Here is a 24,233-nt window from a genome sequence, read left to right on the forward strand (position 1 = left end):
GTTGATAGGCTTAGATTTGCTACGAGGACAACATCAGATCCCCGATGCGGGAAGGAGGAACGACATGGCACTTGTCCGCTGGGAGCCGATCCGTGAGATCAACTCCATCCAGAACGAGGTCAACCGCCTCTTCGACAGCTTCTTCGACGCTCCGGCGCGCGGCGAGCGCGCGCCGCGCCGCTGGATCCCGGCGATGGACCTGGTCGAGACCGGCGACCACTACGTGCTGCGGGCCGACCTTCCGGGGGTCCATGAGGAGGACCTCAAGATCGAGCTCGACGACCGCACGCTGACCCTCTCGGGCGAGCGCAAGAGCGCGGTCGAGACCGAGCGTGGGGGGTACCACCGCATCGAGCGCTCCTACGGCGCCTTCTCGCGCTCGCTGACGCTGCCGGAGGGCGTCGACGCCGACGCGATCAGCGCCAGCTTCGACCGCGGCGTCCTCGAGGTGCGGGTGCCCAAGCCGGTCGCCAGCCAGCCGCGCCGCATCTCGATCGCCACGGGCGCCCAGCCCGCGATCGAGGGCAAGGAGACGACGGGCGGGCAGTCGGCCGCCGGCGACGCTGCGTAGTCGCGACATCGGGCGGGAGGCGTGCGGGTGCGTTTCCAGCCCGCGCGCCGCCCGCGCCCGAGCGGCTCGGCGTTCGCCGAGGCGCTGTGCGCTCCCGGGCGCGTCGTCCCGTGCAGAACGGCACGGGGGGTTGCAATGGCTGCCGTTCGTGTGGTGACATGAGACACGGATGTCTCGTCCGACCGGCCAGTCAATGGGCGAACCTGTCGTCTCGTGACTGGTTAAACGCTTTTGTTCTGATCGAGGGTTGTAGTAGGCTGGTTTTCGTTCCAACGTGGCACCGCTGGGCAGTTCTGGTGCCGCGTCGATCGTCGGCCGGGCCGGCCGACGGCCGGGCGCGTCCGGGTCAGAGCAGAGCGACCGGATCGCGCCCGTTCTGTCAAAGGCCACCTACCGCAAACGAGCCCGTGGTCCCCGCCACGGGCTCGTTCGCGTTCGGCGCGAGGAAGAGCGGTGGCGCGGTGGGCGCGGCGCGGGGCTGCGGGGATCGCGCGATCGCCGGGCGCGGCTCGGGTCGGCGGGGCGGGCGATCCTCTAGGGTCCAGCGGGATGGCTCCGCTTCTCGAGATCCAGCATCGCGACCCCGGCTCGCGCGCGCGCACGGGCGTCCTCAACCTCGCGCACGGACAGGTGCGCACGCCGGCCTTCGTCCCGCTCGCGACGAAGGGCACGATCAAGGGCCTCGAGCCGCGCGAGGTGCGCGCGCTCGGCTACGACATGGTGCTCGGCAACACCTTCCACCTCTTCCTCGCGCCCGGCCACGAGCTCGTCAAGGACCAGGGCGGCCTCCACGAGTTCATGCGCTGGGAGGAGCCGATCATCACCGACTCCGGCGGCTTCCAGGTCTTCTCGATGGGCCACGGGACGGTCGCCGACGAGATCAAGGGCCGCGCGCCGAGCGGCTCCGATCGCGCCGGGGCGATCCTTGGGATCGAGGAGGAGGGGGTCCGCTTCCGCTCCTACATCGACGGCGGCGAGCGGTTCATGGCGCCGGAGACCTCGATGGAGGTGCAGGCGGCGCTCGGCTCCGACATCGCGCTCGCGTTCGACGAGTGCACGCCCTTCCACGTCACGCGCGAGTACACCGAGCGCTCGACCGAGCGGACCCATCGCTGGCTCGACCGCTGCATCGCGTGGCACGACGAGCACCAGCCCGTCGGCCAGGCGCTGTACTCGATCTCGCAGGGCGGCGTCTACGAGGACCTGCGCCGCGCCGCGACCCGCCACGTCGCGCAGACGCGCGCGCCCGGCGTCGCGATCGGCGGCTCGCTCGGCGCCGACAAGCCGCAGATGTACGAGGTCGTCGACTGGGCGACTGACGAGCTGGAGCGGGTCGCGCCCGACAAGCCCCGCCACCTGCTCGGCATCGGCGAGGTCGACGACCTCGTCCGCGGCGTCGAGCTCGGTATCGACACCTTCGACTGCGCGATGCCGACGCGGATCGGCCGCCACGGGATGGCGCTCGTCCCCGACCCCTCCAGACGGTGGCGGATCGACCTGACGAAGGGCCGCATGAAGCAGGCGAAGGAGCCGATCATGGAGGACTGCCCGTGCCCGGCGTGCAGCCAGGGCTTCACGCGCGCCTACCTCCACTACCTGTTCGGCGCCCACGAGCTGACGGCGCTGCGGCTCGTCACGCTCCACAACCTCGCGTTCATCGCCCGGCTGATGGCCGACCTGCGCGGCGCGATCGCGACCGGGACGCTGCCGCAGGTCGCCGCGGCGATCCGCGCCGGCGCCGCGCCGGGCGCGCTCGCCACGGCCGCGGCGTAGGCGCTCCGCCTACTTGCTGTTGTCGTTGACGAGGTCCTTGACCTGCTGGATCGCGTCTCTCGCGTTGTCGGAGACGACTCTGCGCAGCTGGACGGCCTGATCGCGGTTGCCGGTGGCGACGATCGCGACGGCGGTGCCGGCGCCGATGAGCAGGAAGACGAGCAGCAGCGCGAGGAAGCGGCGGGCGGCGCGGCCGCCGCTCTTGGCGGCCTTCGCCGGCGCGCCGCCGCGGCCTTGACGGGCGGAGGCGCCCGGGGCCGCCGGGGCAGGCGCCGCTCTGCGGCGGGCCGGGACCTGCTGCGGCGGCTGGCGGCGCGGCAGCGCGCGCGTCGCGCCGGTCGGCTCGCGCTCGGCGGCGCGCGCCGCCGCGGCGCCGGCCGCGCCCGCGGCCGCAGCGGCCGCGCTCCCGCGCAGGATGCGGGTGGCGGCCGTCCCGGCCGGGAGGTGTGCCGTCTGGTCGGTGTCGGCGACCGGCGGGATCCCGCGGGCGCCGTCGCGCAGCGTCCGCTCGAAGGTCGCCGCGTCGGCCGGGCGGCCGCCCGGCTCGAGCGCCAGCGCCATCGCGACCGCCTGCGCCAGCGTCGGCGGGACGGCCGGGTCGAGCTCGTCCAGTCGCATCGGCAGCTCGCGCTGCTGCTTCAGCGCCAGCTCCGACAGCGACGTCGCCTCGTAGGGGAGACGGCCCGACAGCAGCTGGTAGGCGACGACGCCGAGCGAGTAGATGTCGGCGCGCGGGCCGGCCTCCTCGCCGCGCGCCTGCTCGGGCGCGAGATAGGCGGCGGTGCCGAGCACCGAGCCGACCTGCGTGATGCTCGACTGCTCGGTCGCCTTCGCGATGCCGAAGTCGGCGAGCTTGACGACGCCGTCGTCGGAGCGCAGCAGGTTGCCGGGCTTGACGTCGCGGTGGACGACGCCGTTGCGGTGGGCGTAGTCGAGGCCGCGGCAGGCCTGCACGAGGACGTCGACGGCCTCCTGGACGTCGAGGTGGCCGCGGTCCCTCAGCAGCTCGGCGCACGAGCGCCCGGCGACGTACTCCATCACGATGAAGTGCTGGTGGGCCGCCTCGTCGAAGCCGAAGTCGAAGACCTGCACGACGTTCGGGTGGACGAGCCGCGCGGCGGCGAGCGCCTCGCGGCGGAAGCGCGAGACGAAGGCAGGGTCGTCGGCGAGATGCTCGGCGAGCAGCTTGACGGCGACGTGGCGCTCCAGGCGGCGGTCGAGCGCCAGCTGGACGGTCGACATGCCGCCGATGCCGAGGCGGCGCTCCAGCTCGTAGCGGCCGGCGATCACGGTGCTCATGGCGTGGTGCCTCCCTGGCCCGGGGCGAGCGCGCCGCCGGGGGTGCCCTGGTTGACGTCGGGCACGTCGCTGCCGGGCGCGGTGCCGCCGCCGCTGTCCGGCGGGGTCGCGCCGCCGCCGCTGTCGGGCGGGGTCGTGCCGCCGCCGGTGTCGGGCGGCGTCGTCGTGCCGCCGCCCGTGTCGGGCGGGGTGGTCGTCGTTCCGCCGCCGTCGCTCGGCGTCGTCGACGTCGTCTGCGGGGGCGTCTCCTGCTGCGGCGTCGTGTCGACCGGCGGAGTGACGACCTCGGTCTGGGTCTCGACCGTCGTGGAGACCTCCTCGCAGGAGTCGGGGATCAGCTCCTCGATCGTCCCGACGCCGTCGCGGAGGTTGCGGATCAGTCTCGGGTCGACGTCTTCGGATGAGAGGCCGTCGACCTGGCGCTGGACTCTCGCGACGGCCGCCTCGGCGTCGTCGACGGAACCGCGCGCGCACGCCGCGGAGACGCCATCGAGGGCGCTGTCGAGGCTGCTCGCGCGATCGCCGGGCAGGAGACCGTTGCTGTCTCCGCACGCGACGAGGATTGCGGCGGCGCAGCCCAACACGCCGATCACGATGGCTTTGGAGAACCTGCTGAGGGCAAAGCGCATCGGCCCTCCATCCTACTGACCGTGCGGCAGACGCTCCGCGAGGGAGTCGGGGAGGCGCGCCGCGCGGATCGCCGCCGCGGCGCCCGCGACGTCGTACTCGGTCCGGTGCCAGACGGCCGTCCAGGCGTCGGTGTCGAGCATCAGCCACGCCGCGCGCGGGTCGCCGTCGCGCGGTTGGCCGACGCTGCCGGGGTTGAGCAGCCATTGGCCGTGCGAGACGTCGAGCTCGGTGCCGCCAGGACGCTTCTCGCCGGTCGCCGGGACGCCGAGCGAGCGCGTGTACGCCAAGGCGACGTGCGAGTGCCCGACGAGCGCGACGCGCTGGGCCATCACGTCGAAGCAGAGCTCGGCCTGCAGCGGGGAGAGGACGTACTCCCACACGGGGTCGCGCGGGCTGGCGTGGTAGAGCGCGGCCGCCTCGTCGAGCTTCTGCGGCTCGAGCGTCGCGAGGTAGTCGAGGTTCTCCGGCGTGATCGCCTGCTGGGTCCAGCGGGCGGCCAGCTCGGCACCGCGCGAGAACTCGTCGAGCGGGATCGCGCCGCGCACCGCGAGGTCGTGGTTGCCGACGAGCGAGACGGTCGCGAAGCGGCGGATCAGCTCGACGCAGGCGTTCGGGTCGGCGCCGTAGCCGACGAGGTCGCCGAGGCACCACAGCTCGTCGGCGACCGCGGCCTCCACCGCGTCGAGCACGGCTTCGAGCGCCTGGCGGTTGCCGTGGATGTCTGAGACGACGGCGACGCGCATGGGGGGAAGGGCAAGTCTCTCGCAGCGCGCCGGTCGGGCGCGCTGGTGCTATCCGGAGAAAGCTGGTGCGGGGGACCGTGCGCGCGGCGCTCAGCGCTCGCCGCGCGGGTCGTCCGGCCCGCCGAACTCGGGCAGGTTCTTGATGCCCTCGCTCGTCTGCCACTTCGAGTAGTTGTCCTCCATCGCGTCGATCAGCTCGCGCATGAAACGGGGGGAGAGGTTGACGCGCGAGACGACCACGCCGGGGATCTCGTCCTCGTCGACCTCGTGGTCGACGCGCGCGAACGTGATCGTGAACTCGTACTCGGAGTGGCTCACATTCGCGAAGTTGGAATACACCCCCGCCATGATCTCCGGCGAGAAGTGGATGTTGATGTGGCGCTCTCGGTCGTCGTCCATGGGGCCTAGTATCGCAGTCGTGCGGATCACCGTTCTGGCCGTCGGCAAATTGCGGCCCCCCTTCGCCGACGACGTCCAGCACTACCAGAAGCTGCTCGCGCGCCATGCGCGCGTGGAGCTGGTGGAGGTGCGCGAGGACGAGCAGGTCGCAAGACGCATCCCGGAGCGGGCGTACGTCTCGCTGCTCGACATCGGCGGCAGGGCCTACGACTCCGTCTCCTTCAGCCGCTTCCTGGAGGAGCGGCGCCAGAGCGGCAGGGACCTCTGCTTCGTCGTCGGCGGCCCGTACGGGCTCCAGATCGACGCCGACCACAGACTGTCGCTCGGCGCGCTGACGCTCCCGCATCAGCTCGCGCGCGTCGTCCTGCTGGAGCAGATCTACCGCGGGCACAAGATCCTCGCGAACGAGCCGTACCACTACTGAGGGCGCCTGAGGCCGCACCCGTGCGCGCGTGCGCGCCGGCGCCGGCGCGCCGTGCGCCCAGCCGCGCCGATACCCTCCGAACGGTGACCCCGCTCCAGCATCTGAGAGCCGCCGTCGAGGACGCCTCCGCCGCCCTGCGCGGCGACGGGGCCGCGGCGGGTGGCGCCCCGACCGTCGAGCGCCCGAGACGGGACGGCTTCGGCGACTACTCGACCAATGCCGCGATGCTGCTCGCGCCGGCCGTCGGCAGACCGCCGCGCGAGATCGCCGAGCGCCTCGGCGACGCGCTGCGCGAGTCGCTCGGCGGCGCGCTGGAGCGCTACGAGGTCGCCGGGCCGGGCTTCCTCAACCTCTTCCTCGCCGACGGCTGGTTCGCCGACGCGCTGGCGCACGTCCTCGCCGCCGGTGACGCGTTCGGCTCCGGCGGCGCGTCCGCGCCGGAGCGGATCCTCGTCGAGTTCGTCTCCGCCAACCCGACCGGCCCGGTCGTCGCGGCGAGCGGCCGCCACGCCGCCTACGGCGACGCGCTCGCGCGGATCCTTGGCTTCCACGGCCATGAGGTCGCGCGCGAGTACTACCTCAACGACGCCGGCTCGCAGGTCCGCAAGCTCGGCGAGTCGGTCCGCGCGCGGGCGCGCGGCGAGGAGGTGCCGGAGGGCGGGTACGAGGGCGACTACGTGATCGAGCTGGCGCGGGAGATCCCCGACGCCGCCGACGGCGACCCCGACGAGCTGGCCTCGATCGCGGTCGGGCTGATGTACGAGCGGATCAAGGCGACGCTGGAGCGCTACGGCGTCACGTACGACCGCTTCTTCAGCGAGAGATCGCTCTACGACGGCGAGCCGAGCCCGGTGCAGCGGGCGCAGGCGCAGCTCGACCGGCTCGGCCACACCTACCGCCACGACGGCGCGCTGTGGCTGCGGACGACGACGTTCGGCGACGACAAGGACCGCGTCCTGGAGCGCTCCAACGGCGAGCCGACCTACTTCGCCTCCGACGTCGCGTATCTGGAGAGCAAGCGCGACCGCGGCTTCACGCGCCAGCTGAACGTGTTCGGGGCCGACCACCACGGCTACGTGGCGCGGCTGAAGGCGGCGATGGAGGCGCTCGGCGGCGATCCCGAGACGCTCGAGATCCTGATCATGCGGCTGGTCCATTTCGTCGAGGGCGGCGAGCGGGAGAAGATGTCCAAGCGCCGCGGCGTCTTCACGACGCTCGACGAGCTGATCGACGAGCTGGGCGTCGACGCGACCCGCTTCTTCATGCTGCAGCGGTCGCACGACACCTCGCTCGATCTCGACCTCGACCTCGCGCGCAAGCAGTCGAGCGAGAACCCCGTCTACTACGTCCAGTACGCGCACGCGCGGATCGCGTCGATGCTGGAGAGAGCCGGCGAGCAGGTCGTCGCCGACGCGCTCGCGGCCGCGGAGGCCGGCACGACCGGGCGCCGCGAGCCGCTCGACCCGGCCGAGCGGACGCTGACGAAGAAGCTGCTCGCCTTCCCTGCCGAGGTCGGCGAGGCGGCCGACAAGCGCGCGCCGCACCGGCTGACCGCGTACGCGCTCGAGCTGGCGCAGGACTTCACCGCCTTCTACCGCGACTGCCGCGTGCTCGGCGCGGAGGGCGAGGGCGTCGAGGCCCACCGGATCGCGCTGTCGGTGGCGACGAAGCGGACGATCGCGCGGGCGCTCGGCCTGCTCGGCGTCAGCGCGCCCGACGAGATGGCGCGCGAGCACGACGCCTGAGGGTGCACGTGGGCTCGCGGGTGGCTACGGCGCCCGCGAGCCGGCCGGGCGAGGCCCGCCCGCTCGTCCGCCGCGTCAGTCGTAGCGCTTGAGGTCCTCGTCGAGCCGGCGCGCGTCCTCGTCGCTCAGCTCGGGGCCGAGCGCCGTCGGCTCGGCGCCGGCGAAGGCGCGGGCGCGGCGGCGCCAGCGCGGGAGGAAGATCGCGGCGAGCGCGAGCGCGACGGCCACGACCGCGACCGGGACGACGTAGACGGCGACGTTGAAGCCGTCCTCCTCGGGGAGGGCGAGCACCGCCTTCCCGTACTCGTCGACGAGCGCGCTCTTGATCTCGTCGGTCGTCATCCCCGCGGCGATCATCCCTCTGATCAGCTCGCGCTGTCTCTCGGCCTGCGGGCCGCCGGCGACGGCGAGCGAGGTTCTGCAGGTGACGCACATCACCTGGCTCTCGATCTCGTAGAGCGTCGTCTTCGGCGTCGTGTCGGCACGCTGGGCGAGCGCGCCGGCCGGCGCGAGCGCGAGGATCGTCAGCAGCGCGGCGAGCAGGGAGCTGGCGATGGCGAGGCGGCGGCTCATTGCTGCTCGGCGAGGAGCGGGGCGAGATGGTCGTCGACCCATCTCTGCGTGATCTGCTGGCGCTGGAGGGCGGTGATCCGGCCCTGCTCGTCGATCACGAACGTCTCGGGCAGGCCCTTGACCTCGAACGACTTCGAGAACGATCTGTCCACGTCGCGCAGGACGGGGAACCTGACGCCGTGGTCGTCGACGAACCGCTGCGTGTCGCCTCTGGCGTCATCGACGGCGACCCCGATCACCGTGCCGCCCCTGGCCTCCAGCTGGCGCTGGACTCTGTTGAGCAGCGGCGCCTCCTCCTCGCACGGCGGGCACCAGGAGGCGAAGAAGTTGACGACGACGACTCTGCCTCTGTGGTTGGCGAGCGCGTCGGTGCCGCCGCCGTCGAGCCGGTTGAGCGTGACGCTCTGCGCCGCGGGCTTCTCGCCGCGCGCGATCGCCTGGTCGAGCGACGAGTCGTCCGTCGTCTGCAGCACGCCGAAGATCAGCAGGGCGACGAGCGCGACCGCGAGGGCGGCGACGAGACCAGGGACGGCGATGCGGCGCATGAGGGCCTCCAAGAGTAGTGGTCGGGCGGCTCAGCCGCTGGGCTCGTCGGTCGGCGCGTGGACGAGTGCCCGGTCGCCGAGCGGCCCGTCGAGCACGATCGTCGCCTGGTGCGCCTCGGCATAGCCGAACCACCCGCCCTCCGGCGGGTCGAAGCGCGCCAGCACCGTCACGAACACCTGCGAGGCGGTCTCGCGCACGTCGATGCGGGCGAGCGTCTCGTATCTGCCGACCAGCGAGAAGCCGATCCGCAGCTCGGTCGCGTCCGGCTCGGGCTCGCCGTCGAGCAGCTCCCACGCGACGGAGCGGAAGGGCGAGCCGGGTGTGGCGGCCTCGGCGTTATGGACCGCCTCCTTTGGCTCCGGCGTTGCGTTGGTCGTGGTCTCACCCTCGACCTGAGGGTGAGGTGTGGGGTCAGGATCGCCGCTGCGGTCGGCGATCACGACATCGTCCCTCGCTTCCGCCGGTGTGAGGGCCGATGTTGCTGGCTGGGAGACATAACGCGGCGGCGCCGGCGGCATCCGACGCCGCGACCGGCGCACGAGCGCGACCACGGCGGCCGCTGCCGTCAGCAGGAGGGGGAGGGCGCGACGACGCATGCGCGAAGCCTACGACCCCGACGCCCCTCGCCCCGTCGCTCCCGATACACTCCGGGTCCCACGCGGACGTAGCTCAGTTGGTAGAGCGTCGGCTTCCCAAGCCGAAGGTCGCGGGTTCGAGGCCCGTCGTCCGCTCTCATTGAAAGCCCCGGTGATTCGGGGCTTTCGGCGTTTCGGGGTGGTGTTGGGGCGCTTCGCGGGGCGAGGGAGTACCAGCAGGGAGTACCAAACGGCGTTTCTGGCGGCTTCGGCCGGTACGTTCCTCGTCTCGACGCGGTGGCAGATATTGATCTGACATCTCCTTGGCCGGGCTTGCCGATATCGCGCCTTCTGCGATCGCCGAGCGTCGTGCCGCTGCTCGGCGCCGGCATGAGCGTGGAGGCAGGTCTTCCTTTGGGCAAGGAACTCGCCGCTTGGATTCGCTGCCACGAGCTTGCCCGCGGGCTCGACTTCTCGTTACTCGGTGCCGCTTCGGAGGATCCGACCGCCGTCCTTGATGTCGTCGATGACCACCGCGCCGAGTCGGTCCCCGCCATCCTGGACGATCTGCGGGCCTGGCTGGCGAGTCTGTGCAGACAAGCCGAGGTGCCGGAGCCCCTCCGTCACCTGGCACATGTCCCCGGACGGCTTGTGCTGACGCTGAACTACGACGACCTGCTGGAGCGCGCGGCTGAGGAGGAAGGGCGACCCGTGCGCAGCGTGACCCGTGAGCAGCTGCCGCGCCTGATTGGGGCTGGAGCGCCGCTCGCCGAGGACCCCCTGCACGTTGTCCACCTTCATGGCTCTGTTCGATCTCCGGAACGGTTCGTGCTCGATGGAATCAGCTACGCGAAGGTCTCAGCTGACGAGGACCTTGCAGTGCTGTTCGGCGGACTCGCGTTTCAGCGACGGAGCGTCTGCATCCTTGGAACTCCTCTGGCCGAGCTGCACTTGGCAAGCCTGTTCCGGCGTTATCGCGGACCGCAGCGCCACGTGATCGTGTGCGAGGAGCAAGAGGCCGAGCAGATTCGAAACAACAGCGCGCCTTCGCTTCTGCGCCAGATCGACGGGATCGTTCCTTGCAGCTTTCCCGTAGGTCGTTTCGGAGTGCTGGCGCCTTTCTGTGCAGAGCTTGTGGAACAGGGCCGGCAAGCGGAGTCGGAGACGGCGCAGGCAACGCGACCAGTTGCGCCGCCGGTGGATCGACTCTACGTCGCCCGGAAGCTGTTGCCGCTCGGGGACTCGGAGGACCCTCGAATCGACCTCGCTCTCGGACGCATCTCAGTGGTGGACGAAGATGAAGTGGCGGCAGCCTCGCGGGCCTTGATCATCGACTCGCCGGGCGCAGGTAAGACGGAGTTGCTCCGACGGTATGCGGCGCGATCTGGCACCGATGAGGACACCGTGTACGTGCGCCTTCGCGGCGTCCGAGCGCTCACCGGCTCGACGGAAGCTCTCCTGACCGAGTGGCTGAACGCCGCCGACAGGGAATTCGGACTGGTGGAGCCGAGCGCCGTTGTGTCCGGGGCGGCCGCGGTGCATTTGCTGCTCGACGCGTTGGACGAACAGCCTCCGAGCGTGCGCCGAGCGGCCGCTCTCGCGATCGACCGGGTCGCCAGAGCGTTCCCGAACGTGCGGATCACCGTTACGAGCCGTCCTACGAGCGCGCTGGACGCCTTCGGCGGGGAATGGCTGCGTTTCAAGCTCGTCTTCGACGACGAATGGGCTCAGACGTTCTTCAGCAGGGCCGGCCGTGACCGAGCAGCGTTCGACGCCGTTATGGCGTCAGCGCGCTCGACCGTCGCGCCGCTGCTCTCGAGCCCCTTCTTCCTTCGACGGCTTGCCGACATGCCAGAGCCAGAGCTCAAAGTGGCTGTGGCGAGGAACAACGCGCTCGACCTCGTGCTCTCGCTCCTCGACAAAACCATTGTGGAAGACCCGAACCTCGCGAACGTCTCTACCGCGGTTGCTGCATGGATGACCGATGTGGCGCTGCTCATGCAGCTGGGCGGGCGGCGGACGATGCCACGGCAGGCACTGGAGCGGATCACCAGACGCTTCGATCTCGGCGAGGTCTCGGTGCTCACCGATCAACTCGTGGGACGCGCGCTCCTTGAGGAGAGCTCGGACGAGTGGTCCTTCGGGCACCGCCTGTTTGCGGACGCACTTGTCGCCCAGAGCCTCGTTGACAGAATGCCGAGCGATTGGCTCGACATCATCGCTCCGGTAGTCCATAGCCGCTCGGCTGTCCGCGAGGACTGGGATGCCGCGATCGCGTTCCTTTGCAGTGCCTCGGCAGACTGGCGAGCAGCGATTGCGCCGCGCGATCCTGCCGTGTCGGCGCGGACGACACCTGTGGAGGCGGACCAGTCTGAGCGACGAGCGGCGGTACAGACACTGTGGAGTCGCGCGCACGAGCGCCAGATCTGGCTGAACGAGCGTGACAACGCCCCCGATGATGCTGAGATTGTGGCCAAACTCGTGGGCGCCGGCGGGCTCGACGACGAACGTGGCGCAATACACGCGGCCTTCCACTCCAGCAGTCGCTACGACCGGCTCAACGCGCTCGACGTTCTCGTCCGCATCGCGCCGTCGGAGCGGATCGAGCTGATCTCGCATGTGCTGCGGGACGAGACGGACTCGACCTTGCGCCGCAACGGTGCAGCTTGGGCCGAACGCTTTGGCCTGACGGAACTCGCGGACCTGGTCATCGCTCGCGCCTCGGCGCCAGCGGACGAGTCGGAAGAGGCCGACATGACGTCGATCGGCTTGCGCCTGACGGCGAAGGCGGACCGGCTTGCCGTCGGTCGCGAACTGCTCGCGCGCGGCAACACGCATATTCGCGACTACCTGATCTTCGAGGATCTGCCTGCAATCGAACACGTTCGGTGGATCCGCGACATCCGGACAATGCGAGAAGACCACACGATCTATGGCGACAGAGAGAAGCTGCTCGAACTGCTGGAATCGCTTCGAGACCTCTCCGAGGACGACGTGCTGCTCGTTGCGGAGGCGCTGGCTCTGACCCACGCATCCGCGCCGGAGGCCGTCACGTGGATCGGTAGTCATAGGTCTGTGGCCGCTCGAGCACTGGTCGAGGTGCTCGTCGGCGGGCACCGATGGATATCGATTCGCGAACTGCTCGTAGCAGCCGGGAGCGAGGCGCTCGAACAAGCGGGATGCAGCGAAGAAGCGCTCAGCTGGGTTCGCCGGCAGGAGGCATCTCTACCGACTCGAGGACGTCGCGTCACTCCGCCGAATTGGGGCGAGCCGGTAGCCGACGCTCCAACCCTCGCAGACGTCCTGGAGATGGATGATCCTGAGCGAATGGAGGTGCTCGTCGATCAGAGTCAGCGTCTCACGAGAGAACTCTCCAAGACCTCGCCGGCAGTACGTCGCCAGCTTGACGCAGCGATTGAGGAGCTGTGGGGACGACACGACATCCGTGACGCAGTTGTCGTCAATGACAGCGGCGCTTCCATATCGTTCTGGGCCAGCGTCGTCCTGACGTATGGGCACGCGCTGGAGCTCCAACTGACAGCGGAGCGCTGGGTCCAAGTTGCGTCGTGCGGGTGGCTGCTTCGCACGCAGATCGGCTGGCTCGCAACGCAGGCGGATCAGGGCCGGTTCGACACCGCAGTCGACGGAGCGACCACCGCGCGGACGTTCGCAGATCTGTTCGCGATCGCGGCCGAGGCCGACGTCGATGCTGATCATCTCGTGGCGCGTGCGTCAGATGTCGCAAGCCTCGACGGGATTGAGGGTACGCGGCTCCTGCAGGCGTTGGCTGACGCTCGAAGACCCGAGGCACTTCGGACGCTCCAAGCGAGGTTCCCTGATCGAGTGGATGAGGTGACTCCGCTGCTGGCAGCGGCCGGCGACATCGCCGCGCAGCGAGCGGCCTTGCGGGCGTTGATCGCTCGCTTCGAAAGAGGGGAGCAAGTCGATTCGCATGATGCGCTCTGGTTGGAAGCCGTCCGAGATCCCAGCCTGGTCGATGTCCTTACCGAGACGGTGATCGCGGGCCATCAGCGGGTCGCGCGGAACCATCCCTTCGATGCCGAGGCTACGGCGCTCGCGGCGCTCGAGCGCATTGGCGGTGGCGAAGCACTCGACTCGCTCGACCAGATCGTCGAGACCCGGCCATGGCCTGGCGCGCAGTGGCTCTATCACAACCGCGACCGTGTCCTGCAGCGAGAATTGACCGCGGCGGCAGCTGCGCCGGCGACTGATCGGCTTCACAGACTCGATCTCGCTACGGCGACGACAGACCGCTGAACCCACCCCAGATGCGCGACCTGCGTAAGCGCTGATGGACCATGCTTTGCCACGCTCGGCCGTGCGTCTTCTCACCGAGCTCCCACAGCTTCATGGAGTCGCCTCGCGCGACTAACGAAGCAAATGGACGGTTTCCAGCCCTATGACCGGCATGTGCTTCGCATTGGCCGACACTCGGTGAGCGGATCGCTCAACGCCTGTTCAGGGGGCGAGCAAATCCCTAGAGATCCGCGGCAGCAATAGACGTAGCAGCGCCGAGGCGTTGCCTCAGACAGCAATGCAGGCGCTTCTGGTGGCTCGTCCGTGATCATGCGATGCAGTCAGGGCGTTGACCAGAGGTGCGGGAGGTCGTGATGCCGGCGGCAGAGGTCGGCGACCTGCTCGGCATCCCGAGGTCGACGGTCTATCGACTCGCCCGCCGGCACCCTGCCGAGCGCACGGCTCGGCCGGACGGTGCGGTTCCTGCGCGACGACGTCGAGGGCGTGCTGCGCGGAGCGTGATGGTGGCGGCGTTGCGGTCGGGTGCGATACTGGGTGCATGGCACGCCGACCGACGACGCTCTATTTGGACGACGAGATCCTGCAGGCGGCTCAGGTCGTCGCTTCGCGGAGCCAGCGTGACGAGTCGCAGGTCGTCGAGGACGCGCTGCGGAGCTATCTCGGGCTGGACGTCGTAGAAGAGGTCTGGCGGACCAGCGACCTGAGCGAAGCTGAGGCGCTGGCGCTGGCCGACGAAGAGAAGCACGCCGCGCGCGAGTAGTGGCGCGCGTCGTCGTCGATCCCAACGTTCTCGTCGCGGCGCTGATCTCGCCGCGAGGCGCGCCCGCGGCGCTGTACGGCGCGCTCGCCGGCGGCCGGTTCGAGCTGATCGCCTCACCGCAGCTGCTCGCCGAGCTCGAGCGCGTGCTCTCGCGGGGGAAGTTCCGCCGCTACGCGTCGCTCGACCAGGTGCACCGCTACGTGCGCGCGATTGCGCGGCTCGCGATCCTCGTCGAGGACCCGCCGGCGCTGCCGGGCGTGACCGCGGACCCGGCTGACGACTACCTCGTGGCGCTCGCGCGCGCCGAGCGAGCCGACGCGATCGTCTCGGGCGACAAGCACCTGCTCGAACTCGAACGACCGAGGCCGCCAGTCGTCACGGCGCGAGCGTTCGTAAATGAGACCGTCGCGGTCGACGCGGCCTCCGGCGGCGAATAGCCTCTGCTCTGTCGCGCAGTCTCGGCGTTGCGCCGTCCCGTCGGTCTATGCCCGGACCAGCGGGCACCACAACCAGCCATTCATCCGGCTGCATGGCGAACAGGCGAGAGCTTTGGCGGCGGCTCGAACTCCCCTTGCGGGTGCGTCGAACGCGCGGGGGCCGACGAACGAGAACCGCGGCGGTTCCCTTGCAACGTCGCACTCGACGGCCTCCGTGAGCTCGCCAAACAGCGTCGCGCCATACGCCTGGATCGTGCGCACAGACTGCGCGGTTTCCGATCGAAAGGAGGGGCGAGCGGTCACTCGTCGAGCAGCCTGCGCAGCTCGGCGCGGCGTGCGTCGTCGAGCCGCTCGACCTGCTCGGCGAAGTGCGCGAGCGCGACGTCGCCGTAGGCGTCGAGCAGGCGGTCGACGTCACCGGATGCGCGCCCGCGCATCCAGGTGTCGCGCTCGACCGCCGCGGCGTAGACGTCGCGGCGGCCCTCACGCTCGCGCGTGACGAAGCCCTTCTCCTCGAGCCGCCCAAGGACGGTCAGCACGGTGGTGTACGCGCGCTCGCGCTCGGCGGTCGCGTTGATCCCGTCGAGGATCTCGCGCACCGGCGCCGGGCCAGCACGCCACACCTGTTCCATGATCTCGCGCTCCAGCTCGTGGAGCGGCGGCGGGGGCTGGTTTCGTCGCGCTCGCTTCGCCATCTTCTACGCGTATAGTAGACCGATGCCCGCTGTTGTCGTCGTGGCGTCGCGAGCGCTCGCCGCCTGGTCACCCCGTCGTTGGCTCGCGGCTGCCCTGGCCGCGACGCTCGTCCTCCTCGCCCTGGCCGTGCCGACCGCGCTGATCGCCACGCCGTGGTTCGGGCGTGAGATCCCGCCGACGTGGTGGGCGTGGCCGGTGGCCGTGGCGACGGCGGCGATGTCCGGGCTGCTGCTGGCGACCTACGTCGACGTCGATCGCCGGATCGCTACTGCCGGTGTAGATGCCAAGCGCGCTGGGGTCGGCGGGCTGCTGTCGTTCTTCGCGGTGGGCTGCCCGGTCTGCAACAAGCTCGTGCTGGCCGCACTCGGCACCACCGGCGCACTGAACTGGTTCGCGCCGGTGCAGCCGCTGCTGGCGGTGGCCGCGTTGGCGCTCGTCTCGTGGGCGCTCGCGCGGCGACTCGCCGGCGAGGTGCGCTGCCGCCTCTGACCTATCTACTACGCATGTAGGAGAAGTGCTACGGTTCGCGTGCCGAATCGCGACGCCGCATGGAAGGCGCGCGAGCGGGGGAACCGCCGGACCGCCTTGAGCGGTCCCGGGGCGAATTGCCGCGATCCGCGGCATAGCGCGATGGCGCGAGCCCGTCAGCTCACCTCGCAGGCGTACATGACGTTCGAGTCAGAGGAGTCTCTCGATGGTCCCTGAGAGCCCATCCATGCCGTTGCGCCGCGTCGCGCTGGTCGCCGGCATCGCCGCCGTGGCGCTCGCCCCGAACGCGCAGGCCGCGGGGCAGCGTCTCGTCGGCGGCGCGACGCCGAGTGTGGACGCACCTGCCGCGACCGGCGAGGGCGGCGATACGGCGGTCCCCGTGACGCGACTGCGGGGCGTCGTCTCCGGTCGCGCCGAGGTGCGCGAGCTGCAGCGCGCGCTGGGAGTCCGCGCCGACGGCCGCATCGGACCCAAGACCCGCGCGGCGCTGCGGCGCGCACAGCGCAAGGCCGGATTGCGGGCCGACGGCGTGCCGCGCCGTGCGACGCTCGCCAAGCTCGGGATCGTGACTCGCACCGTCCCGTCGGCGAGCGGGACGACGGCCGCGCCGGCCATCGGCGAGGAGCCGCCGCTCGTCACGGCCGCCCGCAGCCGCATCGGCAGCCCGTACGAATGGGGCTCCACCGGGCCCGACACGTTCGACTGCTCCGGCCTCGTGACCTGGTCGGCCGCGCAGAGCGGCATCGACGTCCCCCGCGTCAGCTTCGACCAGTACAAGGTCGGCCGACCGGTCGCTCGCAACAGGATTCAGGCGGGCGACCTCGTCTTCTTCGACACCGCCGGACCGGGCGCCTCCGACGTCGGGATCGCGACCGGCCCGCGGACCGTCATCTCGGCCACGACCAGTCGCGGCGTGGTCGAGCACGCGACCTTCGACCGCTACTGGGGCTCGCACTTCGTCGGCGCCCGCCGGCTCGGCTGAGGGTCAACCGGCGCGCGCATGGGACGGGCGGCTCATCTCGGCGACCGGTCGAGCGGTCGCCCGACCGCGTGCTGCTCGATCGCCTCGAGCAGCTTCTCCTGTGTCGGGTAGGCGCCCTGCATGACGAAGATGCGGCGGCCGGTCGCATCGTAGAAGGCGGTCGTCGGCCACGAGCGCCCGCCGCCGATCGCCCGTGCCGCGTCGGCGTCGCGGTCGTAGACGTGGGCGAACGGCGTCGGCTGCGACCGCAGGAACGACGCGGCCGCGCCGACGCCGTCGCGCGCGTTGACGCCGAGGAACGCGACCCTGCCCTCCAGGTGCTTCGCGAGCCGGCGCAGGAACGGGAACTCGTAGCGGCAGGGCGGGCACCACGACGCCCACTGGTTGACGACGACCGGCAGTCCGCGCAGCGTCTTCAGCCGCCGCTTCAGCTCATCCTCGCCGCCGTCGACGAGGCGGCCCGCATGCTCGCTCGCGGCGGCGCGGGCCGCCGCGAGCTCGGCCGGCGACGCGGTGGAGGGTGAGGGCGAAGGGGTCTCGCCGCATGCCGCGAGCGTGAGCGCGGTCGCCGCGGAGACGGCGGCACAGGCGAGGCGAGGAGAGGAGATCGTCATGACGGCCCGAATCTACTACGCTTGTAGGAGATGTCGGTTCTGAACCCCACTCGGCCTCGTCGACGCGACCGCGGCGCCTGGCTGCTCGATGCGGTCGCCGGTCTGGTCGGGGCGCTGCTGGCGCTCGTCGCGCTCGTGCTGATCGTGCAGTGGTGCTGCTGACCGCGCCGCTCCCGCGGATCGACTATACGTGTAGGAGATGGCAGTCAAACGGTCGACACGTCCCGTCGCCGACGGCCACCTGATCGTTCGCCTCCAGTGGGCGATCGCCGCTGCCGGCGGCGGCGCGTTCGTGCTCGCGGCCCTCGCGCCGCTGCTGCCGGCCTACTCGCAGCTGACGGCGCCGAACGAACTGCTCCACGCCTGCAGACGGCTGGCCGGCCACCCGAGCGCCACTCGGCTGCTGATGGTCGCCGCCACGACGATCGCCATGCTGGCCGTGATTCGGGGCGGAGCCGCACTGATGGCGACGCTGCGCGCGACCTGTCGGACGCGCGCGCTTCGTGGCGGCGCCGCGACGCTCCACGGCCTGCCCGTGACGATCGTGCCGACCGCCCGGGTCGTCGCCTTCACCGCCGGCTGGCTGCGGCCGCGCGTCTTCGTCTCCGAGGGCGCCATCGGCTGTCTCGCCCCCGCGCAGCTGGCGGCCGTGCTCGCGCACGAGGAGCACCATCGAGCGCGCCGGGACCCGCTGCGGCTGGCGCTGCGGCGGGTGCTCGCCGACGCGCTCTTCTTCGTCCCGCGGGTGCGCGACCTGCGCCGCCGCCACGACGACCTCGCCGAGATCGCCGCCGACTCGGCTGCCGCCCGTTCCGCGGGCGGCGACGTGCGACCCCTGGCCGGCGCGCTGCTCGCTTTCGACGGAGCTGCGCCCGCCGGCGCAGGGATCTCGCCGGCGCGTGTCGACCGCCTCCTCTCCTCGATGTCGCTCCCGCTCCCGCGGCTGAGCGACCTGTTCGCGTCTGCCGTCGTCGCCGCCGCGCTGCTGGCGTTGGCGCTCGTGGTGGCGGTCGGTCCGGGCGCCTCGGAGCCTGCGCTGCGCCCCTGTGCGGCGCTGCTCGCCGCGACCGCGGTCGCGGCGTGGGTCGGCTGGCGCGTACCGCGGCGCGGCTGAGGCGCACCGCACCGATGCGCAGCGGCGTGGGTTGCCTGTTCACAGAACTACTACGGACGTAGGAGAAGCATGTCGAGGAAGCCCGCCCCCAGATCCGATGACCGCTCCGAGCGCGACGCCGCCGCGGCCGGTCTCGCCGATCGGCGCTCGATCGCGCTGGTGGCCGTGGTCGCGGCGATCGTCGTCGTGCTCGGGATCGTCGCGCTCACCCGCGACACCGGCGACGACGCGGCTGTCGTCGGGGCCGGTCAGACCGCGACCGACACCGCCGACGACAGCTCGACGGCCAGTGCCGCATACGGCCCGGTCACCGGCACCGAGCGGCGCATCGACGGCGACCCGCTCGCGCTCGGCAGGGTCGACGCGCCGGTGGTGATGGTCGAGTACGCCGACTACCGCTGCCCCTTCTGCGCCAAGTTCGCCACCGACACCCTGCCGGAGCTGACGAGACGCTACGTCGACACGGGCCTGCTGCGGATCGAGTGGCGCGACTTCCCGATCTTCGGCGAGGACTCCGAGCGGGCCTCGCGGGCCGGCCGCGCCGCGGCGGCGCAGGGGCGCTTCTGGCCGTTCTACAGGGAGCTGTTCGGTGCCGCGCCGCCATCCGGGCATCCGCCGATGCCGCTCGAGAAGCTCGAACGGCTCGCCCGCAGAGCCGGCGTGAAGGACCTCGCGCGCTTCCGTCGCGACGTCGCCGCAGACGAGACGCATGGCGCCGTCGAGAGCGACCTCGAACACGGACTGGCGCTCGGCGTCAACAGCACGCCCGCGTTCGTCATCAACGGCTTCCCGCTGCTCGGCGCCCAGCCGCTGGAGGCGTTCGTCGAGGTCATCGAACAGGCTCGCGGCGGCGCGCCCGGCAACTGAACGCGGCGCGGATGCCTGCGGAGATCGGCTACGTCGGCGCCTTCCTCGGCGGACTGCTCGCACTCGTCAGCCCCTGCTCGGCGATGCTGCTGCCCGCCTTCTTCGCCTACGCCTTCGAGCGCCCGGCGAAGCTGCTCGCGACGACCGGCGTCTTCTACCTCGGCCTGGCCGCGACGCTCGTCCCGATGGGCGCCGCCGCCTCGACCGTCGGCGCCGCGCTGACGACCCACCGCGACACCGTCGTGACGATCGGAGGCGCGACGCTGATCGCCTTCGGCGCAATGCAGATCGCCGGCATCGGCTTCGGCTCCCGACTCGCCCAACGCACCGCCGGCCGCCTCAGCCCGCAATCGGCGCTCTCGGTGCTGGCGCTCGGAGCCGTCTACGGACTCGCGGGCTTCTGCGCGGGCCCCATCCTCGGCAGCGTTCTCGCCGTCGCCGCGATCGGCGGCGACCCGGTCTACGGCGGCGCGCTCCTGCTCGCCTACGCGCTCGGCATGGTCGTCCCGCTCGCCCTGCTCGCCCTGCTCTGGGACCGGCTGCAGCTCGGCCGGCGCCGCTGGCTGCGCGGCCGCGTGCTGCGGCTCGGCCCGCTGCGCACGCACACGACCTCGCTCGTCTCCGGCACCCTGTTCATCGGCATCGGGCTGCTCTTCCTGCTCACCGACGGCACCGGCACCATCGCCGGTCCCGTCGGCGTCGACGCCCAATTCGACGCACAGGTGTGGGCCCAGCGCGCCGGCGAACGCGCCGGCGACCTCACCGTCGTCGCGATCCTCGGCGCGCTTTTGCTCGCCGCGCTCGGGTTGAAGCGACTGCGACGAGCAAGACGAACCGACTGAGCCGAACCAAGCCGCCATAGCCGGCCGTTATGGCAGGCATTCACGAGGTCGGTCTACTCGTGGCGCGCGAGCCGGCCTACGCTCGCGGACGTGGATTGTTCGTCGAGGCGTGAGGCAGGTCCGACGCCGAGAGGGTCCGCTCGTCGGCCTCGATGGCGGCAGGCGCGACCCGCCCATGACGCGATCGTCGTCGGCGCCGGCGTCTCGGGCCTGACGGCGGCGGCGGAGCTGCACGCCGCCGGCGCGAAGGTCGCGGTGGTCGAGGCGCGCGATCGGGTCGGCGGCCGGACGTTCAGCCGCGACGGGTGGGTCGACCTCGGCGCGACGTGGTTCTGGGACGGCGAGGCCGCGACCCGCGACCTGCTCGCCGAGCTCGGGATCGGCACCTTCGCGCAGGCGATCGACGGCGACGCGCTGTTCGCGCAGGCCGGCGGCGTCATGCGGCTGGAGGGCAACCCGATCGTCGGCCCCGCGCATCGCTTCCGCGGCGGGGCGCAGGCGCTCGCACACGCACTCGCCCGCCGCCTGCCGCCCGAGGCCGTGCGGACCGGGACGGCGGTGCGCTCGATCGCGTTCTCGTCAGACGGCGAGGCGCACGTGGAGACGACCGACGAGACGATCGCGGGCGCGGCCGTCGCGGTCGCCGTGCCGCCGGCGGTCGCGGCCGCGTCGCTCGCGTTCGCGCCGGCGCTGGACCCGAGCCTCATGCACGCGCTCGCGGGCGCGCGCACGTGGATGGGCGACGCCGTCAAGGCGGTCGCCCGCTTCGAGCAGCCGTTCTGGCGCGCGGCGGGTCTGGCGGGGACGGCGATCAGCCACGTCGGCCCGTTCCGCGAGATCCACGACCACAGCGGCGCCGACGCGGGAGAGTTCGCGCTGTTCGGCTTCGCCGCCTCCGAGCAGTTCGCGGGGCTGGCGCCGGAGCGGATCGCCGAGCGCTTCGGGCAGCAGCTGACGGAGCTGTTCGGCGCCGATGCAGCCGCGCCGACCGCGATCGAGGCGGTCGACTGGCGGCGCGATCCGTTCACCGCGCCGGAGCGCTGGGCCGACCACGCAGGCACGCACTACCATGGCCTTCCGGTGCTTTGGGAACCTCACCTGGACGGTCGGCTCGTCTTCTGCGCGACCGAGACGGCGCAGGCGTACGCCGGCCACCTGGAGGGCGCGATCCTCGCCGGCCATCGCGCCGCTGCGCAGCTGCTGACGACGCTCGGGCGCTGAGCCGGCCGTGAACGTCGAGAACCTGCGCTACGCGGTCGCGGTCGCCAGGACCGGCTCCTTCAGCGCCGCCGCGCGCGACTACGGCGTCAGCCAGCCCGCGCTCTCCAACGGGATCGCGCGGCTGGAGGAGACGCTGGGCGAGCGCCTCTTCGACCGCTCGCCGCGCGGGGTGGCTCCGACCGCGTTCGGACAGCGGATGCTGCCGCTGATCGAGCGCGCCGTCTCCGACCTCGACGCGATCGCCGGCGAGGCGCGCGCGGCGGCCTCCGAGACGGCGCGCACGATCAGGCTCGGCGTCTCGCCTCTGATCGACCGCGCGATCGTCTCGGCCGCGATCGCCGCGGTGCGTGAGCTGCCGGGCGAGCGTGAGCTGCTGCTGCGCGAGGGCAACATGGACGAGCTGCGCGAGGATCTCGTCGCGGGCGCGCTGGACGCGATCGTGATCCCGGCGGCGGCGCCGATGCCGCACTACCGCCACGCCCGCGTCGGCGTCGAGGAGCTGGTCGTCGTCAGCTCGACCGCCGACACCGAGCCGCTCGAGGTCGCCGCCGTCGGCGGCACGCCGCTGATCCTGCTGCCCGACAGCTGCGGCCTGACCCGCTTCACCGAGACGCTGCTGCAGGCGCAAGAGCTGCCGGTGGCCCGCTATCCGGGCGAGGCGAGCAGCTACCGGGTGCTCGAGGACTGGGCACGGCTGGGGCTCGGCACCGCGATTCTGCCGGCCTCCAAGCTCGCCGAGCGGTCGGCGCCGCACCGGCCGCTGCTGGTCGACGGCAGACCCGCCTCGATCACCTACGAGGCGGTCTGGAGCGCCGACTCCGAGCATGACGGGACGATCGCCGACGTGGTCGCGCAGCTCGCCCGCAGGCCATAGCGTCCGCTTATGGCTCCATCACCCGTCGTGGTCTACTGATACGGCAATTCAGTACCTAGCATCGCCGTGCATTCACTGTACGACGAAGCGAGTCATCGACATGGCCCATCTCCAGATCACGCTCGAGGCGAGCGGCACCGCGCTGGTGCCGCTGCTGGCCGCGGATCCCGAGATCCGCGTCTACGACGTCGCGTGAGCGCGACGGTCCGACTGCTGCCCGGCGGCGACCTGCATGCCGCGCAGCGGCGCACGATGCGGGTCCTGCTGCTGTCGCAGGTCCTCGCCGGCGCCGGCCTGGCGGCCGGCGTCTCGGTTGGCGCGCTGCTGGCGCAGGAGATGCTGGGCAGCACCGGCTCGGCGGGGCTGCCGGCCGCGCTGCTGACGCTCGGCTCGGCCGTCGCCGCGCTGCTGGTCGGACGCCTCTCGCAGGCGTCCGGCCGCCGGCCCGGCCTCGCCGCCGGCTACGTCGTCGGCGCGATCGGCGCGGTCGGCGTCGTGCTGGCGGCGGCGATCGACAGCATCCCGCTGCTGTTCGGAACCCTGCTGCTCTACGGCTCCGGCACGGCGACCAACCTGCAGGCCCGCTACGCCGGCGGCGACCTCGCCGACGCCAGCTCGCGCGGCCGGGCGATGAGCACGGTGCTGGTCGCGACGACGCTCGGCGCCGTCGTCGGCCCCAATCTCGTCGAGCCGAGCGGGACGCTCGCGACCTCGCTCGGCATCCGCGCCCTGGCCGGGCCGTTCATGCTCGCCGCCATCGCCTACGCGGTCGCGGGCGTCGCCGTCTGGCTGCTGCTGCGACCCGACCCGCTGCTGCTCGCACGCGAGCAGGCTGGGGAGGAGGCGACGGCGCCGGCCGCCGCCGACGAAGACGACGACCCGGTCGCGCTCTCGCCGACGGTGCTGCTCGGCGGCGCCGGAATGGTCGTCACCCAGCTCGTGATGGTCGCGATCATGACGATGACCCCGGTCCACATGCACGACCACGGCCACGGCCTCGGCGCTTCCGGGCTCGTCATCTCGATCCACATCGCGGCGATGTACCTGCCCTCGCCGTTGTCGGGCTGGCTCGCCGACCGCGTCGGCCGTCGACCGATGCTCGCCGTCGCCGCGCTGACGCTGCTGGCGGCCGGCGTCTGCGCCGCGATCGTGCCGCCCGACTCGACGCTGCTGCTCGCGTTCGCGCTCGCCCTGCTCGGCCTCGGCTGGAGCTTCGGGCTCGCCGCCGGGACCGCGCTCGTCACCGACGGCGCGCCGCTGGCGCAGCGCGCTCGCATCCAGGGCGGTGCCGACCTCTGCGTCGCACTCGCCGGCGCGACCGGCGGCCTCGGCAGCGGCTACGTCGTCGCGGCGACCAGCTACCACACGCTCTCGCTGCTCGGCGGCCTGATCGGCCTCGCCCTGCTGCCGCTGTTGCTGCTGCTGGCGAGCGGACGCCGAGCCGGCGCACCGTGATGCAGGGCTACGCTGTGCCACACGATGGACGTCGCAGTTCGAGAGCTGCGCAATCACACGAGCCGCGTGGTCTCGGCGATCGAGGCGGGGGAGCCGGTGGTTCTCACCGTCCACGGGCGTCCGGCGGCGGACATCATCCCGCGGCGGGTTGCGAGCGAGCGGCGGCCGGGCGACCTTCTGCTGGCCGATCTGAACGCGATCAGCGCGCGGGCGGCAGAGCTGGGCGCCGAGTCGGACGCTGCCGACTTCGACGTCGGGTGGACGACCGACGATCTGCTCTCTTGAGCGGGTACGTCGCCGACACGAGCATCTTCGTGGCCGAGCTC

The 24,233-nt window shown here is 71.7% G+C and carries 26 protein-coding genes, 1 tRNA gene and 1 riboswitch; of the genes, 18 read left to right on the forward strand and 9 right to left on the reverse strand.

Annotated elements, in window-relative coordinates:
* The first annotated feature begins 64 nt into the window (after positions 1-64).
* Together BDZ31_RS20430 and tgt are read left to right on the forward strand one after the other, a co-directional pair.
* Complete coding sequence (locus BDZ31_RS20430; protein ID WP_183344602.1) at positions 65-571, forward strand: Hsp20/alpha crystallin family protein; 507 nt, start codon at positions 65-67, stop codon at positions 569-571.
* A gap of 549 nt (positions 572-1,120) precedes the next feature.
* Positions 1,121-2,344 (forward strand): tRNA guanosine(34) transglycosylase Tgt, encoded by a 1,224-nt coding sequence (tgt, locus tag BDZ31_RS20435; RefSeq protein ID WP_183344604.1) that lies wholly within the window; start codon positions 1,121-1,123, stop codon positions 2,342-2,344.
* A 9-nt stretch (positions 2,345-2,353) separates the two neighbouring features.
* Here the strand turns inward: tgt and BDZ31_RS20440 are convergent, their stop codons facing one another.
* The 4 genes from BDZ31_RS20440 to BDZ31_RS20455 form a co-directional block, all read right to left on the reverse strand.
* Entirely contained in the window at positions 2,354-3,643 is a 1,290-nt protein-coding gene (locus BDZ31_RS20440) for a protein kinase domain-containing protein (protein ID WP_183344606.1), read from the reverse strand.
* Entirely contained in the window at positions 3,640-4,272 is a 633-nt protein-coding gene (locus BDZ31_RS20445; RefSeq protein WP_183344608.1) for a hypothetical protein, read from the reverse strand. Before BDZ31_RS20445 ends, BDZ31_RS20440 begins: the two co-directional genes overlap by 4 nt.
* Before the next feature lie 12 nt (positions 4,273-4,284).
* A complete protein-coding gene (locus tag BDZ31_RS20450) occupies positions 4,285-5,016 on the reverse strand; it encodes a metallophosphoesterase family protein (protein ID WP_183344610.1) in 732 nt (243 codons plus the stop codon).
* A gap of 90 nt (positions 5,017-5,106) precedes the next feature.
* Positions 5,107-5,415 (reverse strand): DUF3467 domain-containing protein, encoded by a 309-nt coding sequence (locus BDZ31_RS20455; RefSeq protein ID WP_183344612.1) that lies wholly within the window; start codon positions 5,413-5,415, stop codon positions 5,107-5,109.
* Positions 5,416-5,434: 19 nt separating this feature from the next.
* Here BDZ31_RS20455 and BDZ31_RS20460 point away from each other — a divergent pair, with 19 nt between their 5' ends.
* Together BDZ31_RS20460 and argS are read left to right on the forward strand one after the other, a co-directional pair.
* Positions 5,435-5,839: a 23S rRNA (pseudouridine(1915)-N(3))-methyltransferase RlmH gene (locus BDZ31_RS20460; RefSeq protein ID WP_183344614.1), complete on the forward strand. Its 405-nt coding sequence runs from the start codon at positions 5,435-5,437 to the stop codon at positions 5,837-5,839.
* Positions 5,840-5,922: 83 nt separating this feature from the next.
* The gene (gene argS / locus BDZ31_RS20465; protein ID WP_183344616.1) at positions 5,923-7,584 is read left to right on the forward strand and encodes an arginine--tRNA ligase; all 1,662 of its coding nucleotides are present in this window, start codon (positions 5,923-5,925) and stop codon (positions 7,582-7,584) included.
* Between the two features lie 75 nt (positions 7,585-7,659).
* On the opposite strand, the gene BDZ31_RS20470 is transcribed toward argS, so the two are convergent.
* From BDZ31_RS20470 to BDZ31_RS20480, 3 genes are read right to left on the reverse strand one after another with little or no spacing between them, the layout of a single operon-like run.
* Complete coding sequence (locus tag BDZ31_RS20470) at positions 7,660-8,157, reverse strand: cytochrome c-type biogenesis protein (RefSeq protein ID WP_183344618.1); 498 nt, start codon at positions 8,155-8,157, stop codon at positions 7,660-7,662.
* The gene (locus tag BDZ31_RS20475; protein WP_183344620.1) at positions 8,154-8,702 is read right to left on the reverse strand and encodes a TlpA family protein disulfide reductase; all 549 of its coding nucleotides are present in this window, start codon (positions 8,700-8,702) and stop codon (positions 8,154-8,156) included. The genes BDZ31_RS20470 and BDZ31_RS20475 overlap by 4 nt, the downstream gene beginning before the upstream one ends.
* A gap of 30 nt (positions 8,703-8,732) precedes the next feature.
* Complete coding sequence (locus tag BDZ31_RS20480; protein WP_183344622.1) at positions 8,733-9,143, reverse strand: hypothetical protein; 411 nt, start codon at positions 9,141-9,143, stop codon at positions 8,733-8,735.
* 218 nt (positions 9,144-9,361) lie between these two features.
* Between BDZ31_RS20480 and BDZ31_RS20485 the strand changes: the two genes are divergently transcribed.
* From BDZ31_RS20485 to BDZ31_RS20500, 4 genes are all read left to right on the forward strand, one after another.
* A tRNA-Gly gene (locus tag BDZ31_RS20485) sits at positions 9,362-9,434 on the forward strand.
* Positions 9,435-9,647: 213 nt separating this feature from the next.
* Positions 9,648-13,556: an SIR2 family protein gene (locus BDZ31_RS20490; RefSeq protein ID WP_183344624.1), complete on the forward strand. Its 3,909-nt coding sequence runs from the start codon at positions 9,648-9,650 to the stop codon at positions 13,554-13,556.
* Between the two features lie 538 nt (positions 13,557-14,094).
* Positions 14,095-14,316, forward strand: a complete 222-nt coding sequence (locus tag BDZ31_RS20495) for a hypothetical protein (RefSeq protein WP_183344626.1) — start codon at positions 14,095-14,097, stop codon at positions 14,314-14,316.
* Positions 14,316-14,753 carry a putative toxin-antitoxin system toxin component, PIN family gene (locus BDZ31_RS20500; RefSeq protein ID WP_183344628.1) on the forward strand — a complete coding sequence of 146 codons (438 nt, stop codon included), beginning with the start codon at positions 14,316-14,318 and terminating at the stop codon, positions 14,751-14,753. Before BDZ31_RS20495 ends, BDZ31_RS20500 begins: the two co-directional genes overlap by 1 nt.
* Positions 14,754-15,052: 299 nt before the next feature.
* Here BDZ31_RS20500 and BDZ31_RS20505 read toward each other — a convergent pair whose 3' ends face one another.
* Positions 15,053-15,448, reverse strand: a complete 396-nt coding sequence (locus BDZ31_RS20505; RefSeq protein WP_183344630.1) for a BlaI/MecI/CopY family transcriptional regulator — start codon at positions 15,446-15,448, stop codon at positions 15,053-15,055.
* Positions 15,449-15,470: 22 nt separating this feature from the next.
* Here BDZ31_RS20505 and BDZ31_RS20510 point away from each other — a divergent pair, with 22 nt between their 5' ends.
* The gene (locus BDZ31_RS20510; protein ID WP_183344632.1) at positions 15,471-15,938 is read left to right on the forward strand and encodes a hypothetical protein; all 468 of its coding nucleotides are present in this window, start codon (positions 15,471-15,473) and stop codon (positions 15,936-15,938) included.
* Positions 15,939-15,968: 30 nt separating this feature from the next.
* A riboswitch (cyclic di-AMP (ydaO/yuaA leader) is annotated at positions 15,969-16,126 on the forward strand.
* A 38-nt stretch (positions 16,127-16,164) separates the two neighbouring features.
* Entirely contained in the window at positions 16,165-16,920 is a 756-nt protein-coding gene (locus BDZ31_RS20515) for a C40 family peptidase (protein ID WP_183344634.1), read from the forward strand.
* A 32-nt stretch (positions 16,921-16,952) separates the two neighbouring features.
* On the opposite strand, the gene BDZ31_RS20520 is transcribed toward BDZ31_RS20515, so the two are convergent.
* Complete coding sequence (locus BDZ31_RS20520; protein ID WP_183344636.1) at positions 16,953-17,534, reverse strand: TlpA family protein disulfide reductase; 582 nt, start codon at positions 17,532-17,534, stop codon at positions 16,953-16,955.
* Between the two features lie 30 nt (positions 17,535-17,564).
* Between BDZ31_RS20520 and BDZ31_RS25615 the strand changes: the two genes are divergently transcribed.
* The 8 genes from BDZ31_RS25615 (at position 17,565) to BDZ31_RS20555 (ending at position 24,192) form a co-directional block, all read left to right on the forward strand.
* Positions 17,565-17,696: a hypothetical protein gene (locus tag BDZ31_RS25615; RefSeq protein ID WP_281381773.1), complete on the forward strand. Its 132-nt coding sequence runs from the start codon at positions 17,565-17,567 to the stop codon at positions 17,694-17,696.
* Positions 17,697-17,733: 37 nt separating this feature from the next.
* The gene (locus tag BDZ31_RS20525; RefSeq protein ID WP_183344637.1) at positions 17,734-18,648 is read left to right on the forward strand and encodes a M48 family metalloprotease; all 915 of its coding nucleotides are present in this window, start codon (positions 17,734-17,736) and stop codon (positions 18,646-18,648) included.
* A gap of 69 nt (positions 18,649-18,717) precedes the next feature.
* Entirely contained in the window at positions 18,718-19,515 is a 798-nt protein-coding gene (locus tag BDZ31_RS20530) for a DsbA family protein (protein ID WP_183344638.1), read from the forward strand.
* A gap of 11 nt (positions 19,516-19,526) precedes the next feature.
* Positions 19,527-20,357, forward strand: coding sequence for a cytochrome c biogenesis CcdA family protein (locus BDZ31_RS20535; RefSeq protein WP_183344639.1), 831 nt, complete (start codon positions 19,527-19,529; stop codon positions 20,355-20,357).
* Between the two features lie 90 nt (positions 20,358-20,447).
* Positions 20,448-21,578 carry an FAD-dependent oxidoreductase gene (locus tag BDZ31_RS20540; protein ID WP_183344640.1) on the forward strand — a complete coding sequence of 377 codons (1,131 nt, stop codon included), beginning with the start codon at positions 20,448-20,450 and terminating at the stop codon, positions 21,576-21,578.
* A 7-nt stretch (positions 21,579-21,585) separates the two neighbouring features.
* A complete protein-coding gene (locus tag BDZ31_RS20545; protein ID WP_183344641.1) occupies positions 21,586-22,452 on the forward strand; it encodes a LysR substrate-binding domain-containing protein in 867 nt (288 codons plus the stop codon).
* Positions 22,453-22,704: 252 nt separating this feature from the next.
* Positions 22,705-23,907, forward strand: coding sequence for an MFS transporter (locus BDZ31_RS20550; protein WP_183344729.1), 1,203 nt, complete (start codon positions 22,705-22,707; stop codon positions 23,905-23,907).
* 24 nt (positions 23,908-23,931) lie between these two features.
* Complete coding sequence (locus tag BDZ31_RS20555) at positions 23,932-24,192, forward strand: type II toxin-antitoxin system Phd/YefM family antitoxin (protein ID WP_183344642.1); 261 nt, start codon at positions 23,932-23,934, stop codon at positions 24,190-24,192.
* Positions 24,193-24,233 lie beyond the last annotated feature (41 nt).

It is taken from the genome of Conexibacter arvalis (assembly GCF_014199525.1).
Lineage (GTDB): Bacteria > Actinomycetota > Thermoleophilia > Solirubrobacterales > Solirubrobacteraceae > Conexibacter > Conexibacter arvalis.